The sequence below is a fragment of the Pseudomonas sp. P108 genome (assembly GCF_032613195.1).
Lineage (GTDB): Bacteria > Pseudomonadota > Gammaproteobacteria > Pseudomonadales > Pseudomonadaceae > Aquipseudomonas.
The window spans coordinates 1,844,593-1,867,118 of the sequence record NZ_CP126691.1; the positions used below are offsets into that span (position 1 = coordinate 1,844,593).

Annotated in this window: 22 protein-coding genes; all 22 read left to right on the plus strand. The window is 59.5% G+C overall.

Annotated features, from left to right (window positions below):
* The first annotated feature begins 4 nt into the window (after nt 1–4).
* The 22 genes from pseB (at nt 5) to fliI (ending at nt 22,526) form a co-directional block, all read left to right on the plus strand.
* Entirely contained in the window at nt 5–1,006 is a 1,002-nt protein-coding gene (gene pseB, locus QOM10_RS08075; RefSeq protein WP_095122719.1) for a UDP-N-acetylglucosamine 4,6-dehydratase (inverting), read from the plus strand.
* Nucleotides 1,003–2,160, plus strand: coding sequence for a UDP-4-amino-4,6-dideoxy-N-acetyl-beta-L-altrosamine transaminase (pseC, locus tag QOM10_RS08080; protein WP_316917844.1), 1,158 nt, complete (start codon nt 1,003–1,005; stop codon nt 2,158–2,160). Before pseB ends, pseC begins: the two co-directional genes overlap by 4 nt.
* Nucleotides 2,161–2,191: 31 nt before the next feature.
* Nucleotides 2,192–2,812, plus strand: coding sequence for a pseudaminic acid biosynthesis-associated methylase (locus tag QOM10_RS08085; protein WP_127926304.1), 621 nt, complete (start codon nt 2,192–2,194; stop codon nt 2,810–2,812).
* Nucleotides 2,809–3,504, plus strand: a complete 696-nt coding sequence (gene pseF / locus QOM10_RS08090) for a pseudaminic acid cytidylyltransferase (protein WP_316917845.1) — start codon at nt 2,809–2,811, stop codon at nt 3,502–3,504. The genes QOM10_RS08085 and pseF overlap by 4 nt, the downstream gene beginning before the upstream one ends.
* Entirely contained in the window at nt 3,501–5,006 is a 1,506-nt protein-coding gene (gene pseG, locus QOM10_RS08095; protein ID WP_316917846.1) for a UDP-2,4-diacetamido-2,4,6-trideoxy-beta-L-altropyranose hydrolase, read from the plus strand. The genes pseF and pseG overlap by 4 nt, the downstream gene beginning before the upstream one ends.
* Nucleotides 4,999–6,051 (plus strand): pseudaminic acid synthase, encoded by a 1,053-nt coding sequence (gene pseI / locus QOM10_RS08100; RefSeq protein ID WP_095050171.1) that lies wholly within the window; start codon nt 4,999–5,001, stop codon nt 6,049–6,051. Before pseG ends, pseI begins: the two co-directional genes overlap by 8 nt.
* 226 nt (nt 6,052–6,277) lie before the next feature.
* A complete protein-coding gene (locus QOM10_RS08105; protein WP_016984292.1) occupies nt 6,278–7,204 on the plus strand; it encodes a ketoacyl-ACP synthase III in 927 nt (308 codons plus the stop codon).
* 87 nt (nt 7,205–7,291) lie between these two features.
* Nucleotides 7,292–8,581: a motility associated factor glycosyltransferase family protein gene (locus tag QOM10_RS08110; protein WP_316917847.1), complete on the plus strand. Its 1,290-nt coding sequence runs from the start codon at nt 7,292–7,294 to the stop codon at nt 8,579–8,581.
* Nucleotides 8,578–8,844, plus strand: a complete 267-nt coding sequence (locus tag QOM10_RS08115; protein ID WP_127926309.1) for a hypothetical protein — start codon at nt 8,578–8,580, stop codon at nt 8,842–8,844. Before QOM10_RS08110 ends, QOM10_RS08115 begins: the two co-directional genes overlap by 4 nt.
* 242 nt (nt 8,845–9,086) lie before the next feature.
* Nucleotides 9,087–9,938 (plus strand): flagellin domain-containing protein, encoded by an 852-nt coding sequence (locus QOM10_RS08120; RefSeq protein ID WP_007920059.1) that lies wholly within the window; start codon nt 9,087–9,089, stop codon nt 9,936–9,938.
* A 72-nt stretch (nt 9,939–10,010) separates the two neighbouring features.
* Complete coding sequence (locus QOM10_RS08125) at nt 10,011–10,367, plus strand: flagellar protein FlaG (protein ID WP_108226850.1); 357 nt, start codon at nt 10,011–10,013, stop codon at nt 10,365–10,367.
* Nucleotides 10,368–10,449: 82 nt separating this feature from the next.
* The gene (gene fliD / locus QOM10_RS08130; RefSeq protein ID WP_150773757.1) at nt 10,450–11,892 is read left to right on the plus strand and encodes a flagellar filament capping protein FliD; all 1,443 of its coding nucleotides are present in this window, start codon (nt 10,450–10,452) and stop codon (nt 11,890–11,892) included.
* 129 nt (nt 11,893–12,021) lie between these two features.
* A complete protein-coding gene (gene fliS, locus QOM10_RS08135) occupies nt 12,022–12,420 on the plus strand; it encodes a flagellar export chaperone FliS (RefSeq protein ID WP_095122701.1) in 399 nt (132 codons plus the stop codon).
* A gap of 11 nt (nt 12,421–12,431) precedes the next feature.
* Nucleotides 12,432–12,728, plus strand: a complete 297-nt coding sequence (locus QOM10_RS08140) for a flagellar protein FliT (RefSeq protein WP_316917848.1) — start codon at nt 12,432–12,434, stop codon at nt 12,726–12,728.
* Between the two features lie 172 nt (nt 12,729–12,900).
* On the plus strand, nt 12,901–14,376 hold the full coding sequence (locus QOM10_RS08145; RefSeq protein ID WP_007920053.1) for a sigma-54 dependent transcriptional regulator: 1,476 nt from the start codon (nt 12,901–12,903) through the stop codon (nt 14,374–14,376).
* A gap of 109 nt (nt 14,377–14,485) precedes the next feature.
* Nucleotides 14,486–15,697 carry a sensor histidine kinase gene (locus QOM10_RS08150; RefSeq protein WP_127926311.1) on the plus strand — a complete coding sequence of 404 codons (1,212 nt, stop codon included), beginning with the start codon at nt 14,486–14,488 and terminating at the stop codon, nt 15,695–15,697.
* A 5-nt stretch (nt 15,698–15,702) separates the two neighbouring features.
* A complete protein-coding gene (locus QOM10_RS08155) occupies nt 15,703–17,094 on the plus strand; it encodes a sigma-54-dependent transcriptional regulator (protein ID WP_150773856.1) in 1,392 nt (463 codons plus the stop codon).
* A gap of 128 nt (nt 17,095–17,222) precedes the next feature.
* On the plus strand, nt 17,223–17,552 hold the full coding sequence (gene fliE, locus QOM10_RS08160) for a flagellar hook-basal body complex protein FliE (protein ID WP_123452716.1): 330 nt from the start codon (nt 17,223–17,225) through the stop codon (nt 17,550–17,552).
* Between the two features lie 15 nt (nt 17,553–17,567).
* A complete protein-coding gene (fliF, locus tag QOM10_RS08165) occupies nt 17,568–19,355 on the plus strand; it encodes a flagellar basal-body MS-ring/collar protein FliF (RefSeq protein ID WP_316917849.1) in 1,788 nt (595 codons plus the stop codon).
* Complete coding sequence (gene fliG, locus QOM10_RS08170; RefSeq protein ID WP_007920042.1) at nt 19,348–20,367, plus strand: flagellar motor switch protein FliG; 1,020 nt, start codon at nt 19,348–19,350, stop codon at nt 20,365–20,367. The genes fliF and fliG overlap by 8 nt, the downstream gene beginning before the upstream one ends.
* Before the next feature lie 4 nt (nt 20,368–20,371).
* Nucleotides 20,372–21,178, plus strand: a complete 807-nt coding sequence (gene fliH / locus QOM10_RS08175; protein WP_316917850.1) for a flagellar assembly protein FliH — start codon at nt 20,372–20,374, stop codon at nt 21,176–21,178.
* Nucleotides 21,168–22,526, plus strand: coding sequence for a flagellar protein export ATPase FliI (gene fliI / locus QOM10_RS08180; protein WP_064119534.1), 1,359 nt, complete (start codon nt 21,168–21,170; stop codon nt 22,524–22,526). Before fliH ends, fliI begins: the two co-directional genes overlap by 11 nt.

Sequence of the window (22,526 nt, forward strand, 5' to 3'; positions counted from 1 at the left end):
GCATATGTTCAACGGTAAATCAATTTTCATCTCCGGCGGCACCGGTTCGTTCGGGCGCAAATTCATCGCCCGACTGCTCGAGCAATACCAGCCCAAGCGCGTGGTGGTGTTCTCCCGTGACGAGCTGAAGCAGTATGAAATGCAGCAGACGTTCAACGCGCCGTGCATGCGTTACTTCATTGGTGATGTGCGTGACGCCGATCGTCTGCGCCAGGCCATGCGCGGCATCGACTACGTGGTGCATGCCGCGGCGTTGAAGCAAGTGCCAGCGGCGGAATACAACCCGACCGAATGCATCCGCACCAACGTCAACGGCGCGGAGAACATCATCGCCGCCGCCATCGATAACGGCGTGAAAAAAGTTGTCGCGCTGTCCACCGACAAGGCGGCCAGCCCGATCAATCTGTACGGCGCGACCAAGTTGCTTTCGGACAAATTGTTTGTCGCCGCCAACAATATTGCCGGCGAGCAGGAAACCCGTTTTGCTGTGGTGCGCTACGGCAACGTGGCCGGCTCGCGCGGTTCGGTGGTGCCGTTCTTCAGCAAGCTGATCGCCGACGGTGCTCAGGAGTTGCCGATCACCGACGAGCGCATGACGCGGTTCTGGATCACCCTCGACCACGGCGTGCAATTTGTCCTCGACAGCTTTGCGCGCATGCACGGCGGCGAAGTGTTCGTGCCGAAGATCCCGTCGATCCGCATCGTCGATCTGGCGCGCGGCATGGCTGAACATCTGCCGCACAAGCACGTCGGCATTCGACCCGGTGAAAAGCTGCATGAGTTGATGGTGCCGCTGGACGATGCGCGGATGACCCTTGAGTTCGAAGATCACTACACCATCCAGCCGTCGATTCGCTTCACCAGTGTCGATGTCGATTTCGCCGTCGACAGACTCGGTGAGCAGGGGCGTGTCGTCAGCGAAGATTTCGAGTATCGCTCCGACACCAACCCGCATTTTCTTTCGGTCGGCCAGATCGCCGATCTGCACGCGAAGCTCTCGGTATGATTCCCTACGGTCGGCAGAGCCTCGATCAGGCAGACATCGATGCGGTCGTCGAGGTGCTGCACTCGGACTGGCTGACCCAAGGGCCGAGCATCGAGCGTTTCGAGCAGGCAATGGCCGAACGTTGCCAGGCAGACTTCGCCGTTGCGGTGTGCAACGCCACGGCGGCGCTGCACATTGCCTGTCTGGCCGCAGGCTTGGGGCCGGGTGATCGTTTGTGGACGACGCCCAATACCTTTCTTGCCTCGGCCAACTGTGGACGTTATTGCGGGGCCGAAGTTGATTTCGTCGACATCGATCCGCTGACCTGGAACCTTGATGCCTTCGCCCTCGACGCGAAACTCGATCAGGCCGAGCAGGAGGGCACTTTGCCCAAAGTGCTGGTGGCGGTGGCGTTCTCAGGGCAGAGCTGCGACATGCGCAAGATTGCCGAACTGGCCGAGCGCTACAACTTCACCGTGATCGAAGATGCGTCTCACGCGGTCGGTGCGTGCTATGCCGGACGCCCGGTGGGTTGCGGCGAGTTCGCGGCGATGACCGTGTTCAGTTTCCACCCGGTGAAGATCATCACCAGTGCCGAAGGCGGCATGGTGCTGACTAATCGCCCGCAACTGGCCGAGCGCTTGCAGCGTCTGCGCAGCCACGGCATGACCCGCGATCCGCAGCAGATGACTGAATCGAGCCACGGCCCGTGGTACTACCAGCAGATCGAGCTGGGCTTCAATTACCGGATCACCGATCTGCAAGCCGCGCTGGGCTTGTCGCAACTGGGCAAACTGGACGAATTCATCGCCCGGCGCCGCGAACTGGCCGCGCGTTATGATCGCCTGCTGACGTATTTGCCGGTGACGTTGCCCAGTCTCCAGCCGGAGGCGGATTCGGCTTGGCATCTGTATGTCATTCGCTTGCAGACGGATCGCATCAGCCGCAGCCACCGTCAGGTGTTTGAAGGCTTGCGTGCTGCCGGTGTTGGCGTGAATCTGCATTACATTCCCATGCACTTGCAGCCGTACTATCGCGACCTGGGTTTCGCCGAGGGCGATTTCCCCGAAGCCGAGCGTTATTACGCCGAGGCGATCAGCCTGCCGCTGTTTCCGCTGTTGAGCGATGAACAACAGGATTACGTGGTCGAGCAATTGCGTCGGCTGACCGAATAATTGCCGCTGAGGCAAAGGATGAGTATCTGCAATGCGTCATTTGAGTGAGCAGGAAAAGTTCTGGCAGGGCGACTTCGGTAACCAGTACGTCGAGCGCAATGTCGGCCAACCGCTGGTGGCGACGAATCTGGCGTTGTTTGCCAAAGCCCTGAGCCGTGCCGCAGGCATCGAGAGCCTGGTCGAACTGGGCACTAACGCCGGTAACAATTTGCAGGCGTTGCATCAACTGCTGCCCCGTTGCGAGCTGTTCGGCGTCGAGATCAATGACAGCGCCTGTGCTCAGGCACGGGCGTTGGACATCGCACAGATCTGGCATGGCTCGCTGTTCGATTTCCCGCGCGAGCGCCGCTACGACCTGACCCTGAGTAAAGGCGTGCTGATTCACTTGGCCCCGGAGCTGTTGCCGACCGCTTATGCGCAGTTGTACGAGCTGAGCCAGCGCTACATCCTGATCGCCGAGTATTACAATCCGGCACCGGTGGAAGTGTCCTATCGTGGCAACAGCGGCAAGCTGTTCAAGCGCGATTTTGCCGGTGAGATGCTCGATCGCTATGCCGATCTGCACCTGCTCGATTACGGTTTTGCCTATCACCGCGATCCGCAATTCCCGGCGGACGACATCACTTGGTTCTTGTTGGAAAAACGTCCTTGAGCAACGTTGCAATCATCCCGGCCCGTGGCGGCAGCAAACGCATCCCGCGCAAGAATCTCTTGCCATTCGATGGCGTGCCGATGATTGTCCGTTCGATCCGCACTGCGCTGGAATCGGGCTTGTTCGATCAGGTCGTGGTCAGCACCGACGATGCCGAAATTGCCGATGTGGCGCGAGCCCATGGCGCGCAGGTGCCTTTTTTGCGCCCGGCAGACCTGGCCGACGATTTCACCGGCACGGCGGCAGTGATCGTGCATGCCTTGCAGCAGTTGCCGGCGTTCGATTACGCCTGTTGCGTGTATGCCACGGCGCCGCTGTTGCAGGCACGCTATCTGCGCCAGGGCATCGAGTTGCTTGAGCAGCACATGGACAAGTCTTTCGCGTTCTCCGTGTGCAGTTTCGGTTTTCCGGTGCAGCGTGCGCTGACGCTGGACGGGCAGGGTGCGTTGAGCGCTTTGTATCCGGAATTTCGCAATACACGTTCGCAGGATTTGCCCGAAGCATTTCAGGACGCCGGTCAGTTTTACTGGGGGCGCACTGAGGCGTGGTTGCGCGGCGAGGTGCTCTATTCGCCAGCCAGCCTGCCGGTGATTCTGCCCCGGCATCTGGTGCAGGACATCGACACCCTTGAAGACTGGAAGCGCGCCGAATACCTATACGCCGCGCTCAAGGCGGGTGGAGAGTTGCAATGAGAGTACTGATTCGTGCCGACGCCTCGCCAACCATCGGCAGCGGCCACATTGCCCGCTGCCTGACGCTGGCGCGAGTGTTGCGCGGGCAGGGCAGCCATGTCGCGTTTGCCTGTCGAAAATTGCCGGGGCATCGGCTCGATATGCTGAGCGCCGAAGGGTTCGAGACATTTGCGTTGCCGGATCTCTATTGTGATGAAGACCCACAGCAAGCCATCGAATCCATGCTGCCGTGGCAGGCCGACATCGACGCGCTGGATCTGTTGTTGGCCGGCCATGCCGGGTTCGACTGGATCATCGTCGATCATTACGGCCTCGATCATCACTGGCAAACCGCCGCCCGGCGCTGGGCGCAGCGCATAGCGGCAGTCGACGATCTGGCTACCCGGCGCTACAGCGCGGATCTTTTGCTCAATCAGAATCTGTCCGGTCTGCATGAAAATTATCAGCCGCTGTTACCCGACGGCTGTCGCACCTTGCTTGGCCCGCGCTATGCCATGTTGCGCGAAGAGTTCTGTTGCCCGGCCATCGAAATCAAACCCAGGGCTCGCCGCGTGCTGGTGAATTTCGGCGGCTTCGATGCGGCCATGCAGACTCATCACGCAATGCTCGCCCTGGCCGAATACAGCGATCTGCAAGTGGACTTTGTCGCCGGTGCCGACAATCCGGCGTGGACGCCGATGCAGGCCTTGGCCGAGACGCGGCCGAACTGGCGCCTGCACAGCTTCGTCAGCGATTTCCATCAGCGCATGACTGAAGCGGATCTGTTTATCGGCGCCGGTGGCGGTACCAGTTGGGAGCGGGCGGCGATGGGGTTGCCGACGATCTGTATCGCCGTGTCGAACAACCAGCAGAGCAACGGCGAAGTCATGGCCGCGGCGGGCGCGCATGTGTTCATGGGCGCTCGTGAGCAGGTCAGTGTCGAGCAGTTGCGCGACGCCATCGGCTTTGTCACCGGCAATCATTATTTGCGCCAAAGCCTGGCCGAGCGCTCGCGACAACTGGTCGACGGGCGTGGTGCCGAGCGTGTCGCGGTGGCACTGGCCGGTGCGGTGCTGAAGGTGCGTGCGGCGACTCTGGATGATGCGCAGTTGCTGTTCGAGGGGCGTAATGCCGAAACGGTACGGCGCTGGTCGCTGGACAGCGGCGTGATCGACTGGCCGCAGCACCTGAACTGGCTGACGGCGAGTTTGCGCAACCCACAGCGTCTGCTGTTGATCGCCGAGGCGGATGACGGCGCGGTCGGCGTTGTGCGGTATGACCTGCGCGGGTTTGAAGCCGAAGTCTCGATTTACCTGCTCGAACGGCGGATGGGTCTGGGGTGGGGCAGGGCGCTATTGGCCCGTGGTGAGGCATTTGTTGCCGCGCACTGGCCGCAACTGAAGGTCATCACCGCTCGGGTGTTGCCGGACAATCGTCCCTCGTTGAATGTGTTTCGTGACGCCGGGTTCACTCAGAGTGCTTGTGCGTTCACCCGTGTTTTGAAGGATTCCCCGCATGACTAGTTTCAAGATCGGCAACCGCTTGATCGGTGCCGACGCGCCACCCTTCATCATCGCCGAGATGAGCGGCAACCATAACCAGTCACTGGACGTCGCCCTGCAAATTGTCGAGGCAGCGGCCAAGGCGGGGGCGCATGCGCTGAAGCTGCAAACCTACACCGCCGAAACCATGACGCTGGATTTGTCTGAGGGCGAATTCTTCATCAAGGATCCGGGCAGTCTGTGGGCGGGTACTTCGCTCTACGATTTGTATGAAAAAGCCCATACACCGTGGGAATGGCATGCACCGATTTTTGCTCGTGCCAAGGAACTGGGGATGCTCGCGTTCTCGACACCGTTCGATGACAGCGCCGTGGACTTTCTCGAAAGCCTCGATGTTCCGGCCTACAAGATCGCCAGTTTCGAAAACACCGATTTGCCGTTGATCCGTCGTGTGGCCGCCACCGGCAAGCCGCTGATCATTTCCACCGGCATGGCCAGCATCGCTGAACTGGATGAGGCCGTTCGCGCCGCGCGCGAGGCCGGTTGCAAAGATCTGGTGTTGCTCAAATGCACCAGCACTTACCCGGCAACGCCGCTCAACAGCAACGTGCGCACGATTCCCCATCTGCGTGAGTTGTTCGGTTGCGAAGTGGGGCTGTCCGATCACTCGATGGGCGTTGGCGTGTCGGTGGCGGCGGTGGCGCTTGGCGCGACGGTGGTGGAAAAGCACTTCACCCTCGACCGTTCAGCGGGTGGCGTCGATGCCAGTTTCTCGCTGGAGCCGGCAGAAATGGCCAGTCTGGTGGTGGAAACCGAGCGCGCCTGGCAGGCCATGGGGCAGGTGCATTACGGCGTCACAGAGGCTGAACGCAAGTCGCTGGTGTATCGCCGCTCGCTGTATGTCACGGCTGACATGGCCGCCGGTGACACCTTTACCGGGGACAATCTGCGCGCCATTCGCCCGGGTCTCGGTCTGCCGCCCAAGCACACCGACGCCGTCCTCGGCCGCCGCGCCCGCGCGCCGATCAAGCGCGGCACGCCTCTGGACTGGTCGTTGGTCGAATAACCCGATCTGCACCGATTCGGCAAAATAGCGTGACCTGCGAGTCATAACGCGCATCTTCACTGTATTGTATTGATCGGGGAGATGGCGCCTGGCTCGTTTTCGATTCCAGTGATAGCCCTTTGCGCTCCCCGTGGCTGCCCGTTGTGGCGGCCGTTTTCTATTTGTCGGCGCCCCTCGAAATCCTTGCGAGCGGTGGTCTTGGGCTGTTTTTTATTGGGAAGCCGTAATGATTGGCATAAAAAGCATTGCGAGCTACGTTCCTGTAGCCGGCGTGGACAATTACGCACAAGGTGCAAAATTCGAGAAGGATGAAGAGTTCATCCTTGGCAAGATCGGTTCGGCGTTTCTGCCACGCAAAGACGCTGAACAGGAAACCTCCGATCTGTGCGTGGAAGCGGCCAATGCGCTGTTTGCCAGCAACCCTGAACTGAAGCGTGAGTCGATCGACGCCTTGATCGTCGTCACCCAGAACGGTGACGAAGAAGGCCTGCCACACACCGCCGCCATCGTGCAGGACAAACTCGGTCTGCCGACCAACGTTGCGGCGTTCGATATTTCCCTGGGCTGCTCCGGTTACGTCTACGGCATCTACGCGATCAAGGGCTTCATGGAAGCCGCTGGCCTGAAGAATGGTCTGCTGATCACCGCTGACCCGTATTCGAAAATCGTCGACCCTGAAGACCGCAACACCACCATGCTGTTCGGCGATGCCGCGACGGCTACGTGGATGGGCGAAGAGCCGACCTGGGCACTGGGCAAAGCCAAGTTCGGCACTGACGGTTCCGGTGCACCGCATTTGAAAGTGACCGATGGCGTGTTCTTCATGAACGGTCGTCAGGTGTTCAACTTTGCCTTGCTGAAAGTCCCGGCACACTTGCACGAGTTGCTGGATGACTCAGGTCTGAAGGCGGATGACATCGATGCCTTCTGCATTCACCAGGGCAGTGCGGCAATTGTCGATGCGGTGGCGCGACGTTTCGAAGGCGAGCCGGAAAAATTCATCAAAGACATGGTTGAGACCGGTAACACCGTGTCGTCGAGCATTCCGTTGCTGCTGGAAAAACACGTCATCGATTCCGACTGGCAGCGTATTGCCCTGAGCGGTTTTGGTGTCGGTCTGTCGTGGGGCTCGGCGATCATCTATCGTCCTTGAGTCTGATCAAAAACGGCGGATACAAAAATAGCGTTCAAGGTTAACCTTGAACGCTATTTTTTTGCCTGTAAGGGAGCGCGAGGCGCCATGAGCGAGTTTTTTCAAGCCAATGCCGAGGTGTTGCAACGGCGCTGGCCGGCGCTGTTCGAGCGACTGATGGCGGAAGACAGTGCGGCAGTCCAGGCCGAACTGGTGCAGGGGTTGGGATCGACGCTCAGCGTTAATGGTGTTCAGCTCACCAGCCGCCATGACCGCATCCATGAAGCCCGGATTCAGGCGGCAAGCCTGGCGGACAAGCCGCAATTGCATGTCTACGGTACCGGCCTCGGCGATTTGCCCAGCGTGCTACTGGAGCGTGAAGGGCTTGAGCGTCTGTACGTGCACATCCTCAATGGCGCATTGTTCGCGCTGGTGGTGCAACTGCTCGATCAGCGCCATTGGCTGGAAGATCCGCGCGTCGAGTTGTTTTACGCCGGCGACCATCCAGACTTTTTTACGCCGTTTTTTGCCCTGCCTGCCGAGATGCTGCTGGCCGACGATTTCAACGCGAAAGTGCGTGATCGCTTGGTCAGCGAAGTGCACCTGAGCTTCAACAATCGGGATTTCGATCCGCAGTCACCGCAGATTCAACAGCGTTTGCAGGAATGCCTGCCGGTGCTGCTCGCCGATGCGGATGTGGCGCAGTTGTTCGGCACCTGTGCCGGCCGGGAAGTCTATGTGATCGCCACCGGGCCGACGCTGGAGCAGCATTACCAGCGTCTGGCGGCAATCCGTCAACGCGCCGAACGCCCGTTGTTCATCTGTGTCGACACTGCGTATCGACCGCTGCGCGAACACGGGATTGTGCCTGACCTGGTGGTGAGCATTGATCAGCGCATCAGCTTTCGCCATCTGCCGTTCGAGGAGTCCGACGGCATCCCGCTGGTGTATCTGCCGATGAGCGATCCGTCGGTGTTGAAGGCGTGGAAGGGCAAGCGTTACGGTGGTTATTCCGCGAGTCCGATCTACGCGAATCTGCGTGAGCAACACCCGCGAGCGCAGTTGCACGTGGGCGGCAGTGTGATTCACCCGGCGGTGGATCTGGCGGTAAAGATGGGTGCCACCGGCATCACGCTGTTTGGTGCTGACTTCGCCTTCCCGATGAACAAGACCCATGCAGGCTGGAACGACGGCGATCTGGGGCCACCGGTGAATCAGGCGCGGCATTGGGTGCGCGATGGCCATGGTCAGCGGGTGACCACACAGCTCAACTTTCGCGGTTATTTGTGTGTGCTGGAGCGCTATATCGCTGCACATCCACAGGTCGAATTTCTCAACAGCAGCCGCTCCGGGGCGCTGATCGCCGGAACCGGCTTCAACCCGGAGTTTGTGCGATGAGTACGCTGAGCCTCTGTAAGGATGAATGTCGCCAGTGTGCGGGTTTGTTTCGCCTCGGGCGCGATGTCGAAGCGGCGCTGACGATGGTCGATGTGTTTGAAAAGGCCCAGCAATGTTTAGCGTCTGCCCCGGCAGAGGTTCAGCAGGAGTGGGCGCAGCTGTTAATGCAAATGCTCGAGTGCCAGGAGCGCCAGGACTGGTTGGGGCTGGCTGACTCTATGGAGTACGAGCTGGTGGATTTGCTGGGAAGTGTTCGGGCCTGAACACGCCGACAGCACTGGCCCGCAGGTTTGCGCGGCAGTCGGTTTTATGACGTCATTTTTTCGCGGCGGATGGGCTGCTAAGTCTTTGTTTTCTCGGGGGTGGCAGGGTGATGGCAAATTTTTTTCAAAAAGCCCTCAAGCAACCTGCAAACCCGACGATAACTATTACGAAGGTTCTCTAGGCCATACCCGGCGGTTGCCAGGGCCGGAAGCCGCAGTACCCAACCAACGAGGAATTCGTCATGGCTTTAACAGTAAACACCAACACCACGTCGTTGAACGTTCAGAAAAACCTGAACCGCGCTTCCGACGCTCTGTCGACTTCGATGCAGCGCCTGTCTTCCGGCCTGAAAATCAACAGCGCTAAAGACGACGCCGCTGGCCTGCAGATCTCGAACCGTATGTCCTCGCAGATCCGTGGTAACACCCAAGCCATCCAGAACGCCAACGACGGTATCTCCGTTGCCCAGACCGCTGAAGGCGCTCTGCAAGCTACTACCGACATCCTGCAGCGTATGCGTGAACTGGCTGTTAAAGCACGTAACGGTACCAACGGCACTGCTGACCAGACCGCTACCAACGCTGAATTCGCTCAGATGTCCGACGAGATCACCCGTATCTCGGCTTCGACCAACCTGAACGGCAAAAACCTGCTGGACGGTTCGGCTGGTACTGTGACCCTGCAAGTGGGCGCAAACACCGGTTCGGCTAACCACATCGACCTGGTACTGAGCTCCAAGTTCGACGCAGTAAGCCTGTCGGTAGGTAGCGGTACTCTGTCCCTGACCGGTGCTACCGTAACTGGCGCTTCGCAGAACATCGACAACGCGATCACCGCGATCGACGCTGCAATCGCTGCCATCGGTGCAACTCGTGCCAGCCTGGGTGCTTCGCAAAACCGTCTGACCAGCACCATCCAGAACTTGCAGAACATCACCGAGAACACCACTGCTGCACAAGGTCGCGTACAAGATACCGACTTCGCCGCAGAGACTGCTAACCTGACCAAGCAGCAAACCCTGCAACAGGCTTCGACCTCCGTACTGGCTCAAGCCAACCAACTGCCTTCCGCTGTACTGAAGCTGCTTCAGTAATTTCGGAATGAGTTTGAGCGGGGGGGTGCGCTTGTCGCGCTCTCTCGCTTTTTTCGTTAAGAGGTGATGGGCATGGACATGAGCGTAAAGCTTAACGTGTCTTATCCGGCTCCCAAGCCAGTGCCACCGGTTGCTGACAAATCGTCAGAGATGCCTAAAGTTGCCAAGACTGAAGCGCCGGTCGCTGCCAAGAGTCAGGAAACGGACGACGCCAAGTTGAAACTGGCGGTGCAGGAGATCGAAAAGTTTGTACAGTCGATCAAACGCAATCTGGAGTTTTCGATCGACGAACACTCCGGGAAGGTCATCGTCAAGGTGATCGCAAGCGAGACGGGTGAGGTCGTAAGACAGATTCCCTCCGCAGAAGCCCTCAAGCTGGCAGACAGCCTCGCCAATGCGAGTCACGTGTTGTTCGACGCCAAAGTCTGATAGCTGGCATGAATAGTGTTTGTCCGTTCTCAGGACGCGTGTAACGGTCAAAAGAATGGCAACAATCTGAAGGGAGATGCACATGGCAAGTCCAATTCTACCGGGTTCCGGACTGGGTTCCGGCCTGGACATCGGCGCGATCGTCACCGCGCTGGTAAACGCCGACAAGTCGCCGAAGCAGACGCAGATCGATACTGCGACCAAAACCAACACCCTGAAGATTTCCGGTGTCGGTACGCTGAAAAGCGCATTGGCGGCCTACCAGAAGGCAATGACCGATCTGAGCAGCAAGACCAACCCTGCGTTTGCCGGTTACACGGCGACCTCGGCTACCCCGGCAACGCTGACTGCTACTTCCGATAACACGGCTGTTTCGGGCACATACAGTGTCGTGGTGAATAACCTGGCCACCGGCTCGAAAGTAGCCAGTGCATCCTTCGCCGGCGGCGCGGCCAGTGCCATTCCGAGTGGTACCCTGAAAATCAGTCAGAATGGCACTGATTACAATGTCGATATTCCGGCCAATGCCACGTTGCAGACCACCCGTGACGCCATCAACAAGGCGCAGGGTGTCAACGGCATTTCCGCCAACATCGTGACCGACAGCTCGGGTGCTTCGCGTCTGGTGATCAGTTCGAACAAGACGGGCGCCGGCTCCGACCTGACGGTCAGTGGCATTGCCGGTCTGGAAATCGATGGCACCAAGGTCATGTCTGCCACCCCGACCGCCGGTGATTCAGGGTCTGTGGGCGCCATTGCCAAGGATGCGAAGCTGACCATCGATGGTCTTACCGTGACCAGCAAAAGCAACACGGTGAGCGGCGCCATCAGTGGCTTGACCATGAACCTGGTAGAAGCCAGCCCTACGGCGGTGAAGGTCTCAGTCGATACCAACACCAAGGGCTTGCAGGCTTCTGTTCAGCAATTCGTCGACGCCTTCAACACGCTCAAGACCACCATCGATAGCCTGTCCAAGGCAACGCCAGACGAAGATGGCAAGTTGACGGTGCAGGCCGCGTTTACCGGTGACTCTCTGCCGCGTACGTTGATTGCAGACATTCGTGCTCAGTTGACCACTTCGTCGCCAGGCGAGCTGGGTGTGCTGTCGCAGATCGGTGTCATGACTGATCGCGACACCGGTAAGCTGACGCTGGACGCTACTGCCTTCAACAAGGCTATGTCTCAGCCAGGCATGACGGGTCAGGTTCAGCAGTTGTTCACCGGCACCGACGACAAGAACGGTCTGCTGGCGCGCATGACCAAGGCGGTCGATCCGTACCTCAAAGCTTCTGCTGATGGTAAAACCACCAGCGGTCTGCTTGATCAACGTATGACCATTCTGAACAACAACACCCGCAGCCTCACGTCGCAGCAATTGGCGCTGGACCTGCGTGTGGCCAACCTGACCAAGACGTTGACTGCCAAGTACAACGCCATGGACTTGCTGGTAGGGCAGATGAAGGCTACGGCGAGCAACATCACGTCGTTCTTCAGCTCGCTGAACGCGCAGCAATCCGCGAAGTAACAGGCAGGAACGACAAAAACCCGGCTACGCTTTATCGGCGTGTGCCGGGTTTTTGTCTTCTGCTCTAAAGTTTTGTGATTCGTTGGCGATACACTGGTTATACGAGTCATTGTGGCAATGAGGTAGAACATGAATCCGATGTTAGCCCTTCGGCAGTATCAGAAAGTCGGCGCACACGCTCAGACATCCGAAGCGAGCCCGCACCGTCTGGTGCAAATGTTGATGGAAGGTGGACTGGCCCGTATCGCTCAGGCCAAAGGCGCCATCGAGCGCAAGGACATTCCAGGCAAATGCACTTCGATCAGCAAGGCGATCGGCATTGTCAGTGGTCTGCGCGAAGGCCTCGACCTTGAAAACAGCGCAGACACCCTGGCTGATCTGGACGGGCTGTACATCTACATGATGAAGCGCCTCGCCGAGGCGAACATCAGCAGTGATCTGCGCATTCTCGACGAGGTTGCAGGCTTGCTGAGTACGGTAAAAGAAGGCTGGGATGCGATCGCGCCTACGCCAGCTCCGCAGTTCTGAAGGAGATCGTCATGAGTCTTGTATTGCAGCGAATCGCCGATACCCGTGAAGCGTTGGTCACAGCATTGGCCGAGCGTAATTGGGAAGCCATTGGCGAGCTGGATCTGGCTTGCCGTTCCTGCATGGAAGACGTCATGGCTGAGGCTGCGCTTGATGAAGTCGCGTTGCGCGACAATCTTGAAGAGTTGCTCCATGTCTACAAGGAGCTTCTTGAGGTGGCCATGGGTGAGCGGCAAGCGATTGCCAACGAGATGTCGCAGATCACCCAAGCGCAGAACGCGGCAAAGGTTTACCATCTGTTTGGTTAATTAACCCCCAGTTAATCCAGACATGTGCGCCATAAATTTGACTGTGCACGGTTTTTTGACTTAACTAGTGGCTGTTTTCAGATTTCAGGCGTCTACAGGCACATGGTGTCCTGCAAGCGTCTCGCTTGCCCCATTTTTCGGGCATTGAGTTGACTAGGGAAGTTGCTATTGCATGTGGCGTGAAACCAAAATTCTGCTGATCGATGACGATAGCGTCCGCCGCCGCGACTTGGCGGTGATTCTAAATTTTCTCGGCGAAGAAAATTTACCCTGCGGCAGCCATGACTGGCAGCAGGCAGTCGGCTCTTTGTCGTCTAGTCGTGAGGTCATTTGCGTACTGATCGGGACCGTTAATGCTCCTGGCGCGCTTTTGGGCTTGTTAAAGACACTCTCAACCTGGGATGAGTTCCTTCCGGTTTTGTTGATGGGCGATAATTCTTCCGTTGACTTGCCTGAAGACCAGCGTCGCCGAGTGCTTTCGACCCTCGAAATGCCGCCCAGCTACAGCAAATTGCTCGACTCCCTGCACCGTGCCCAGGTCTATCGCGAGATGTATGACCAGGCCCGCGAGCGCGGTCGTCATCGCGAACCCAACCTGTTCCGCAGCCTCGTTGGCACCAGCCGTGCGATTCAGCACGTGCGCCAAATGATGCAGCAGGTCGCCGACACCGACGCCAGTGTTCTGATCCTCGGCGAGTCCGGCACCGGCAAGGAAGTGGTTGCGCGTAACCTGCATTACCATTCCAAGCGTCGCGATGCGCCATTCGTTCCGGTCAACTGCGGGGCGATCCCGGCAGAGCTGCTCGAAAGCGAATTGTTCGGTCACGAGAAGGGCGCCTTCACCGGTGCGATCACCAGTCGTGCCGGCCGCTTCGAACTGGCCAACGGCGGTACGCTGTTCCTCGACGAAATCGGCGACATGCCGCTGCCGATGCAGGTCAAACTGCTGCGCGTCCTGCAGGAGCGCACCTTCGAGCGCGTGGGCAGCAACAAGACCCAAAGCGTCGACGTGCGCATCATTGCCGCAACGCACAAGAATCTCGAAAGCATGATCGAGATCGGCACCTTCCGCGAAGACCTTTACTATCGCTTGAACGTGTTCCCGATCGAGATGGCGCCGCTGCGTGAGCGCGTCGAAGATATTCCGTTGCTGATGAACGAACTGATCTCGCGCATGGAGCACGAGAAGCGTGGTTCGATCCGTTTCAACTCGGCGGCGATCATGTCCCTGTGCCGTCATGGCTGGCCGGGCAACGTCCGCGAGCTGGCCAACCTGGTCGAGCGCATGGCGATCATGCATCCGTACGGGGTGATCGGCGTGGTCGAACTGCCGAAGAAATTCCGCTACGTCGATGACGAAGACGAGCAAATGGTCGACAGCCTGCGCAGTGATCTCGAAGAGCGCGTGGCGATCAATGGCCATACGCCGGACTTCACCGCCAACGCCATGCTGCCGCCGGAAGGCCTGGACCTGAAGGACTACCTCGGTGGTCTGGAGCAGGGCCTGATCCAGCAGGCGCTGGACGATGCCAATGGCATTGTGGCGCGTGCCGCTGAACGTCTGCGTATCCGTCGTACCACGCTGGTCGAGAAGATGCGCAAGTACGGCATGAGCCGGCGCGATGGAGATGAACAGGCGGAGGATTGACGCCTGTTTTTCAACTGCTTCATTTATAAGCAGTTTTTTTTAGGCACGGGTATTGCTACAGCCCTCGCAACGTTCCGTTTAACTGACGGTCAGCCAAGCGAGAAGCACAATGCCCCAAGCCGCCCAGATGTCTTCTGCCTCCAGTCCCGAGGGGCAACCGTCCTCCGTAGAACAGGCAAGCCGACAGGGTCTTGAGCAGGCCTTCGAGCTGTTCAGCCAGATGTCCAGCCAACTGACAGACTCCTACAGCATGCTTGAGGCGCGGGTGACCGAGCTCAAGGGAGAGCTGGCGGTAGTCAGCGCCCAGCGCATGCAGGAGCTGGCCGAAAAAGAGCGCTTGGCCAATCGTCTGCAAAACCTTCTTGATCTGTTGCCCGGTGGTGTCATCGTCATTGACGGTCACGGCATGGTGCACGAGGCCAACCCGGCTGCCATCGAGTTGCTCGGGCTGCCGCTTGAAGGCGAATTGTGGCGCCACGTCATTGCCCGCTGTTTTGCCCCGCGTGAAGACGACGGTCATGAAATATCTCTGAAAAATGGTCGACGCCTGTCGATTGCCACCCGCTCGCTGGACGCCGAGCCGGGTCAGTTGGTGCTGCTCAACGACCTGACAGAAACCCGTCATCTGCAAGATCAACTGGCGCGCCACGAGCGTTTGTCTTCGCTGGGGCGCATGGTCGCCTCGCTGGCGCATCAGATCCGCACGCCATTGTCGGCTGCCTTGCTCTACGCCAGTCATTTGACTGAGCAGGAGTTGCCGGTCGCCACCCAGCAGCGTTTCGCCGGGCGCCTGAAAGAGCGTCTGCATGAGCTGGAGCATCAGGTGCGCGACATGTTGGTGTTCGCTCGCGGTGAATTGCCGTTGACCGACCGCCTCACACCCAACGCTTTGATGCAGGCCCTGCAAGCTGCGGCGCTGACCCATGTGCAGGATCTGCCCATCCGCTGGCAGTGCGACAGTCATGTCGGCGAGCTGTTGTGCAATCGCGACACGCTGGTCGGGGCACTGTTGAATTTGATTGAAAACGCGATTCAGGCCAGTGCCGGCGACGTTCGCCTGAAAGTGCATTGCTACACCCGCGACAACAGCCTGCGCCTGTGCATCAGCGACAGTGGCAGCGGCATCGAACCGGCTGTTCTGGCGCGGCTCGGCGAACCGTTTTTTACCACCAAAGTCACCGGTACTGGCCTCGGCCTGACCGTGGTCAAAGCGGTAGCGCGTGCACATCAGGGAGAATTGCTGCTGCGTTCGCGAGTCGGGCGTGGCACGTGCGCGCAGGTCATCCTGCCGCTGTTTTCCGCAGTACAGGGAGCTGAGTGAACGTCATGGGCATCAAGGTTTTACTGGTCGAGGATGACCGCTCGTTGCGTGAAGCACTGGCTGATACGTTGCTGCTGGCCGGGCACGATTATCAGGCGGTCGGATGCGCTGAAGACGCGTTGACGGCGGTCACGCGCGAAGCGTTCAGTCTGGTGGTCAGTGACGTCAACATGCCAGGCATGGATGGTCATCAATTGCTCGCGCTGTTGCGTGCTCGCCAGCCACAATTGCCGGTGTTGCTGATGACCGCTCATGGCGCCGTCGAGCGCGCGGTCGATGCGATGCGCCAAGGCGCGGCGGATTATCTGGTCAAACCGTTCGAACCCAAGGCTTTGCTGGACCTGGTGGCGCGGCATGCACTGGGCACTATTGGCGCGAGCGAAAGCGAAGGCCCTATTGCCGTCGAACCGGCCAGTGCGCAACTTCTCGAATTGGCCGCACGAGTGGCGCGCAGCGATTCTACCGTGTTGATTTCCGGCGAGTCCGGTACTGGCAAAGAAGTGCTGGCGCGCTACATTCACCAGCAATCCCATCGTGCCAGCCAGCCGTTCATTGCGATCAACTGCGCGGCGATCCCGGACAACATGCTCGAGGCGACGCTGTTCGGTCACGAGAAGGGTTCGTTCACCGGTGCCATCGCGGCGCAGGCCGGCAAATTCGAACAGGCTGACGGCGGCACGCTGCTGCTCGACGAAATCTCGGAAATGCCCCTTGGCCTGCAAGCCAAACTGCTGCGCGTGTTGCAGGAGCGCGAGGTCGAGCGCGTCGGTGCGCGTAAACCGATTGCTCTGGATATACGCGTGGTCGCCACCACCAACCGCGATCTGGCCGGCGAAGTGGCGGCGGGGCGGTTCCGTGAAGATCTTTTTTACCGTCTGTCGGTTTTTCCTCTCGCTTGGCGTCCACTTCGCGAGCGCACTGCCGATATCTTGCCGCTGGCCGAAAGGTTGCTGGCCAAACACGTCAATAAAATGAAGCACGCCACAGCGAAACTCTCGCCTGAGGCGCAAGCGTGTCTGACGGCTTATCCGTGGCCGGGCAATGTGCGTGAGCTGGATAACGCCATTCAGCGTGCGCTGATCCTGCAGCAGGGTGGTTTGATTCAGCCGCAGGATTTCTGCCTGGCCGGTCCCGTGACGTACACCGCGATGCCCGTCAGCGCGCCGGTTTCTGCTGTGATTCGCGAAGTGGAAATCGAAGCGGATTCTGCCGGTGCACTGGGCGATGACCTGCGCCGCCGGGAGTTTCAGATGATTATCGACACCCTGCGCGCCGAGCGTGGACGACGCAAGGAAGCCGCAGAAAAGCTCGGTATCAGCCCGCGCACCCTGCGCTACAAACTGGCGCAAATGCGCGATGCCGGGATGGACGTCGAAGGTTATCTGTTCGCCACCTGAGACGTGCCGCAAAAAATTGAAAATGCTTTTCTGAAAGGGGTGTCCATGAGCTGGCACCCTTGTTGCTAATACCTGTGTACCCGCCGAGTGAGTGTCAAAAAATTGCGGGCCGCCCAAGAGAGTAGACCATGAGCCAAGGTATTGAATTTAATCGGTTGATGACAGACATGAAGGCCATGAAGCTGGATGCCATGTCTGCGCCGAAATCGACGACCGCTGTCCCTGAACTGGCGGGCAGCAGCTTTTCCGACATGCTCGGTCAGGCGATCAACAAGGTCAGCGATACCCAGCAGGCGTCGACTCAGTTGGCCAACGCATTTGAAGTGGGCAAGAGCGGCGTCGATCTGACGGACGTGATGATCGCTTCGCAAAAAGCCAGCGTGTCGTTCCAGGCTCTGACCCAGGTGCGCAACAAACTGGTTCAGGCTTATCAAGACATCATGCAGATGCCGGTTTAAGGACGAGATTGAGTCATGGCAGAAGCAGTCGCCGATAACGTTCCGGCCAAGGCCACCCCGATAGACGGCAAACCGCCGCTGTTCGGCCTGTCCTTCCTGGAAAACCTCTCCGAGATGACCATGCTGCGTCAGGTGGGCCTGTTGGTCGGCCTGGCTGCGAGCGTGGCGATTGGCTTTGCCGTGGTGCTGTGGTCGCAGCAGCCGGATTACCGCCCGTTGTACGGCAGCCTTGCCGGCATGGACGCCAAGCAGGTCATGGAAACCCTGGCCGCCGCCGACATTCCTTACAACGTCGAACCGAATTCCGGCGCCTTGCTGGTCAAGGCCGACGACCTGTCCCGTGCGCGGATGAAACTCGCTGCTGCTGGTGTCACTCCCAGCGACGGCAACATCGGTTTCGAAATCCTCGACAAGGAACAAGGTCTGGGCACCAGCCAGTTCATGGAGGCGACGCGTTACCGTCGTGGCCTTGAAGGTGAACTGGCGCGGACCATTTCCAGCCTGAACAACGTCAAGGGTGCCCGCGTGCACCTGGCTATTCCGAAGAGTTCGGTGTTCGTGCGTGATGAGCGCAAGCCAAGCGCCTCGGTCCTGGTCGAGTTGTATTCCGGTCGTTCGCTGGAGCCGGGTCAGGTGATTGCGATCATCAACCTGGTGGCGACTTCCGTTCCCGAGCTGAGCAAATCGCAGATCACCGTCGTCGATCAGAAGGGCAACCTGCTCTCCGATCAGGCGGAAAACTCCGAAATGACCATGGCCGGCAAGCAGTTCGACTACAGCCGTCGCATGGAAAGCATGCTCACCCAGCGCGTGCACAACATTCTGCAACCGGTGTTGGGCAACGATCGCTACAAGGCTGAAGTCTCGGCCGATATCGATTTCAATGCCGTCGAATCCACAGCCGAGCAGTTCAACCCGGATCAACCGGCGTTGCGCAGCGAGCAGTCGGTCAACGAACAACGTACCGCCAGCAATGGCCCGCAAGGTGTGCCGGGTGCCCTGAGCAACCAGCCGCCGTCGCCAGCCTCGGCACCGCAAACCACCGGTGGCGCCGCCGCGCCGGCCGCGATGGTGCAGCCAGGTCAGCCATTGGTCGATGCCAATGGTCAGCAGATCATGGATCCGGCCACCGGCCAGCCGATGCTCGCGCCGTACCCGGCGGACAAGCGTCAACAATCGACCAAGAACTTCGAACTCGACCGTTCCATCAGCCACACCAAACAGCAGCAGGGTCGCCTGAATCGTCTGTCGGTGTCGGTGGTGGTCGACGATCAGGTCAAGGTCAACGCGGCCAACGGCGAAACCACCCGTGCGCCGTGGAGCGCCGACGAATTGGCGCGCTTCACCCGTCTGGTCCAGGACGCCGTCGGTTTCGACGCCAGCCGTGGCGACAGCGTCAGCGTGATCAACATGCCGTTCTCCGCCGAGCGCGGCGAAGTGATTGCCGATATTCCGTTCTACTCCCAGCCATGGTTCTGGGACATCGTCAAACAAGTGCTGGGTGTGTTGTTCATCCTGGTGCTGGTGTTTGGTGTGCTGCGTCCGGTGCTCAACAACATCACCGGCGGCGGCAAAGACAAGGAGCTGGCCGGTCTTGGCAGCGACGTGGAACTCGGCGGGATGGGCGGCCTGGACGGCGAACTTTCCAACGACCGCGTGAGCCTCGGTGGTCCGCAGAGCATTCTGTTGCCGAGCCCAAGTGAGGGTTATGACGCGCAACTGAATGCAATCAAGAGTCTGGTGGCCGAGGATCCGGGTCGCGTGGCTCAGGTCGTGAAAGAGTGGATTAACGCAGATGAGTGATAACCGAGCCGCAACCGTCAAACTGAACAAGGTCGACAAAGCCGCGATTCTGCTGCTGTCCCTGGGTTCGACCGATGCCGCGCAAGTGCTGCGCCACATGGGCCCGAAAGAGGTTCAGCGCGTCGGCGTGGCCATGGCGCAGATGGGCAACGTCCATCGCGAACAGGTCGAGCAGGTCATGAGCGAGTTCGTCGACATCGTCGGCGACCAGACCAGCCTCGGCGTCGGTTCCGACGACTACGTGCGCAAAATGCTCACCCAAGCCCTGGGTGAAGACAAGGCTAACGGCCTGATCGACCGCATCCTGCTCGGTGGCAACACCAGCGGCCTCGACAGCCTGAAATGGATGGAGCCGCGCGCCGTTGCCGACGTGATCCGTTACGAACACCCGCAGATCCAGGCGATCGTGGTCGCGTATCTCGACCCGGATCAGGCCGGTGAAGTGCTCGGCAACTTCGACCACAAGGTGCGTCTGGACATCATCCTGCGCGTGTCGTCGTTGAACACCGTGCAGCCAGCAGCACTGAAAGAGCTCAACCAGATTCTCGAGAAGCAGTTCTCCGGCAACTCGAATGCCTCGCGCACCACCCTGGGTGGCATCAAGCGTGCGGCGGACATCATGAACTTCCTCGACAGCTCGATCGAAGGCCAGCTCATGGACTCGATCCGCGAAGTCGACGAAGACCTGTCCGGTCAGATCGAAGACCTCATGTTCGTGTTCAACAACCTTGCCGATGTCGACGACCGTGGCATCCAGGCGTTGCTGCGCGAAGTGTCTTCCGACGTGCTGGTGCTGGCCCTCAAGGGTTCGGACGAAGGCGTCAAAGAGAAGATCTTCAAGAACATGTCCAAACGTGCCGCCGAACTGTTGCGCGACGATCTCGAGGCCAAGGGCCCGGTGCGCGTCAGCGACGTCGAAACCGCGCAGAAAGAAATCCTCACCATTGCCCGTCGTATGGCCGAAGCCGGCGAAATCGTACTCGGTGGCAAAGGTGGCGAGGAAATGATCTAAGCCCATGGACAAGCACGACGACGATGTGACGGATCTGATCCGTGCCCGCGATGTCCGTGGTTTCGAATCCTGGGCCATGCCCAGCTTCGACCCGCCGAAACCGGAACCCGAGCCCGAGCCGGAGCCCGAACCGCCGGAAATGGAAGAAGTGCCGCTGGAAGAAGTCCAGCCACTGACCCTGGAAGAACTCGAAAGCATCCGTCAGGAGGCTTACAACGAGGGCTTCGGCATCGGCGAAAAAGAAGGTTTTCACAGCGCCACGCTCAAGGTCCGTCAGGAAGCTGAAGTGGCGCTGGCGGCAAAACTTGCCAGCCTTGAGCAACTGATGGCGAACCTGTTCGAGCCGATCGCCGAGCAAGATACGCAGATCGAAAAGTCGCTGGTCGACCTCGTGCAACACATCACCAAACAGGTGATCAAGCGCGAACTGGCCATCGATTCCAGCCAGATCGAACACGTCATGCGCGATGCGCTCAAGCTGTTGCCGCTGGGCGTCGACAACGTGCGCCTGTACGTCAATCCGCAGGACTTCGAACAGGCCAAGGCCCTGCGCGAACGTCATGAGGAAACCTGGCGCATCGTCGAGGACGAAGCGCTGCTGCCGGGCGGCTGCCGGGTTGAAACCGAGCACAGCCGCATCGATGCCAGCATTGAAACCCGCATTGTCCAGGTTATGGCCAAGCTGTTCGATCAGTTGCACGAACAGGCTTTGCACCCGGCTGAAGCGGATCTGAGCCTGGACATTCCAGAAGACGTAAAACCGGCGTCCTTGCCTGAAGAGCCGCTCGCGGACGAACCCGATGCGCCTTGAACGCACCAGTTTCGCCAAGCGCCTGAGCACTTACGCTGAGGCCACCGAGATTGCCGGCGCGCCGATTCTTGAAGGTCGCCTGCTGCGCATGGTCGGCCTCACCCTCGAAGCCGAAGGCCTGCGCGCGGCCATGGGCACACGTTGCCTGGTGATCAATGACGACAGCTATCACCCGTCCCAGGTGGAAGCGGAAGTCATGGGGTTTTCCGGCAGCAAAGTCTTTCTGATGCCGGTCGGCAGCGTCGCCGGCATCGCCCCGGGTGCCCGTGTGGTGCCACTGGCTGATACCGGGCGTTTGCCGATGGGCATGAGCATGCTCGGTCGCGTGCTTGACGGCGCCGGCCGTGCGCTGGACGGCAAGGGCGGCATGAAAGCCGAAGACTGGGTGCCGATGGACGGCCCGACGATCAACCCGCTCAACCGTGACCCGATCAGCGTGCCGCTCGACGTCGGCATCCGTTGCATCAACGGTTTGCTGACGGTCGGGCGTGGCCAGCGTCTGGGTCTGTTTGCCGGTACCGGTGTCGGTAAATCGGTATTGCTGGGCATGATGACGCGCTTCACCGAGGCCGACATTATCGTCGTTGGTCTGATCGGTGAGCGGGGTCGAGAAGTTAAGGAATTCATCGAGCACAGCCTCGGTGAAGAAGGCCTCAAACGCTCCGTCGTGGTTGCCTCGCCAGCGGACGATGCGCCGCTGATGCGTCTGCGCGCAGCGATGTACTGCACGCGCATCGCCGAATATTTCCGCGACAAGGGCAAGAACGTCCTGTTGCTGATGGATTCGCTGACCCGTTTCGCTCAGGCGCAGCGGGAAATCGCCCTGGCAATCGGCGAGCCGCCGGCGACCAAGGGTTATCCGCCATCGGTGTTCGCCAAATTGCCGAAACTCGTTGAACGTGCCGGTAACGCAGAGAAGGGCGGCGGTTCGATTACCGCGTTCTACACCGTGTTGTCCGAGGGCGATGACCAGCAGGACCCGATTGCCGACTCGGCCCGAGGCGTGCTCGACGGTCACATCGTCTTGTCCCGGCGTCTGGCCGAGGAAGGGCACTATCCGGCCATCGACATCGAAGCGTCGATCAGTCGGGTGATGCCGGCGGTGGTCTCGCCGGAACACATGCAGCGCGCGCAATACTTCAAGCAGTTGTGGTCGCGCTATCAGCAGAGCCGCGATCTGATCAGCGTCGGTGCCTACGTTGCCGGTGGCGACCGCGAGACCGATCTGGCGATCTCCCTGCAACCGCAGTTGGTCCGGTATCAGCGTCAGGGCCTCAACGACAAAATCAACATGGGCGAAAGCCAGGCTTACCTCGAAACCCTGTTTGCCCCGGCGGCGGGCGGCTAA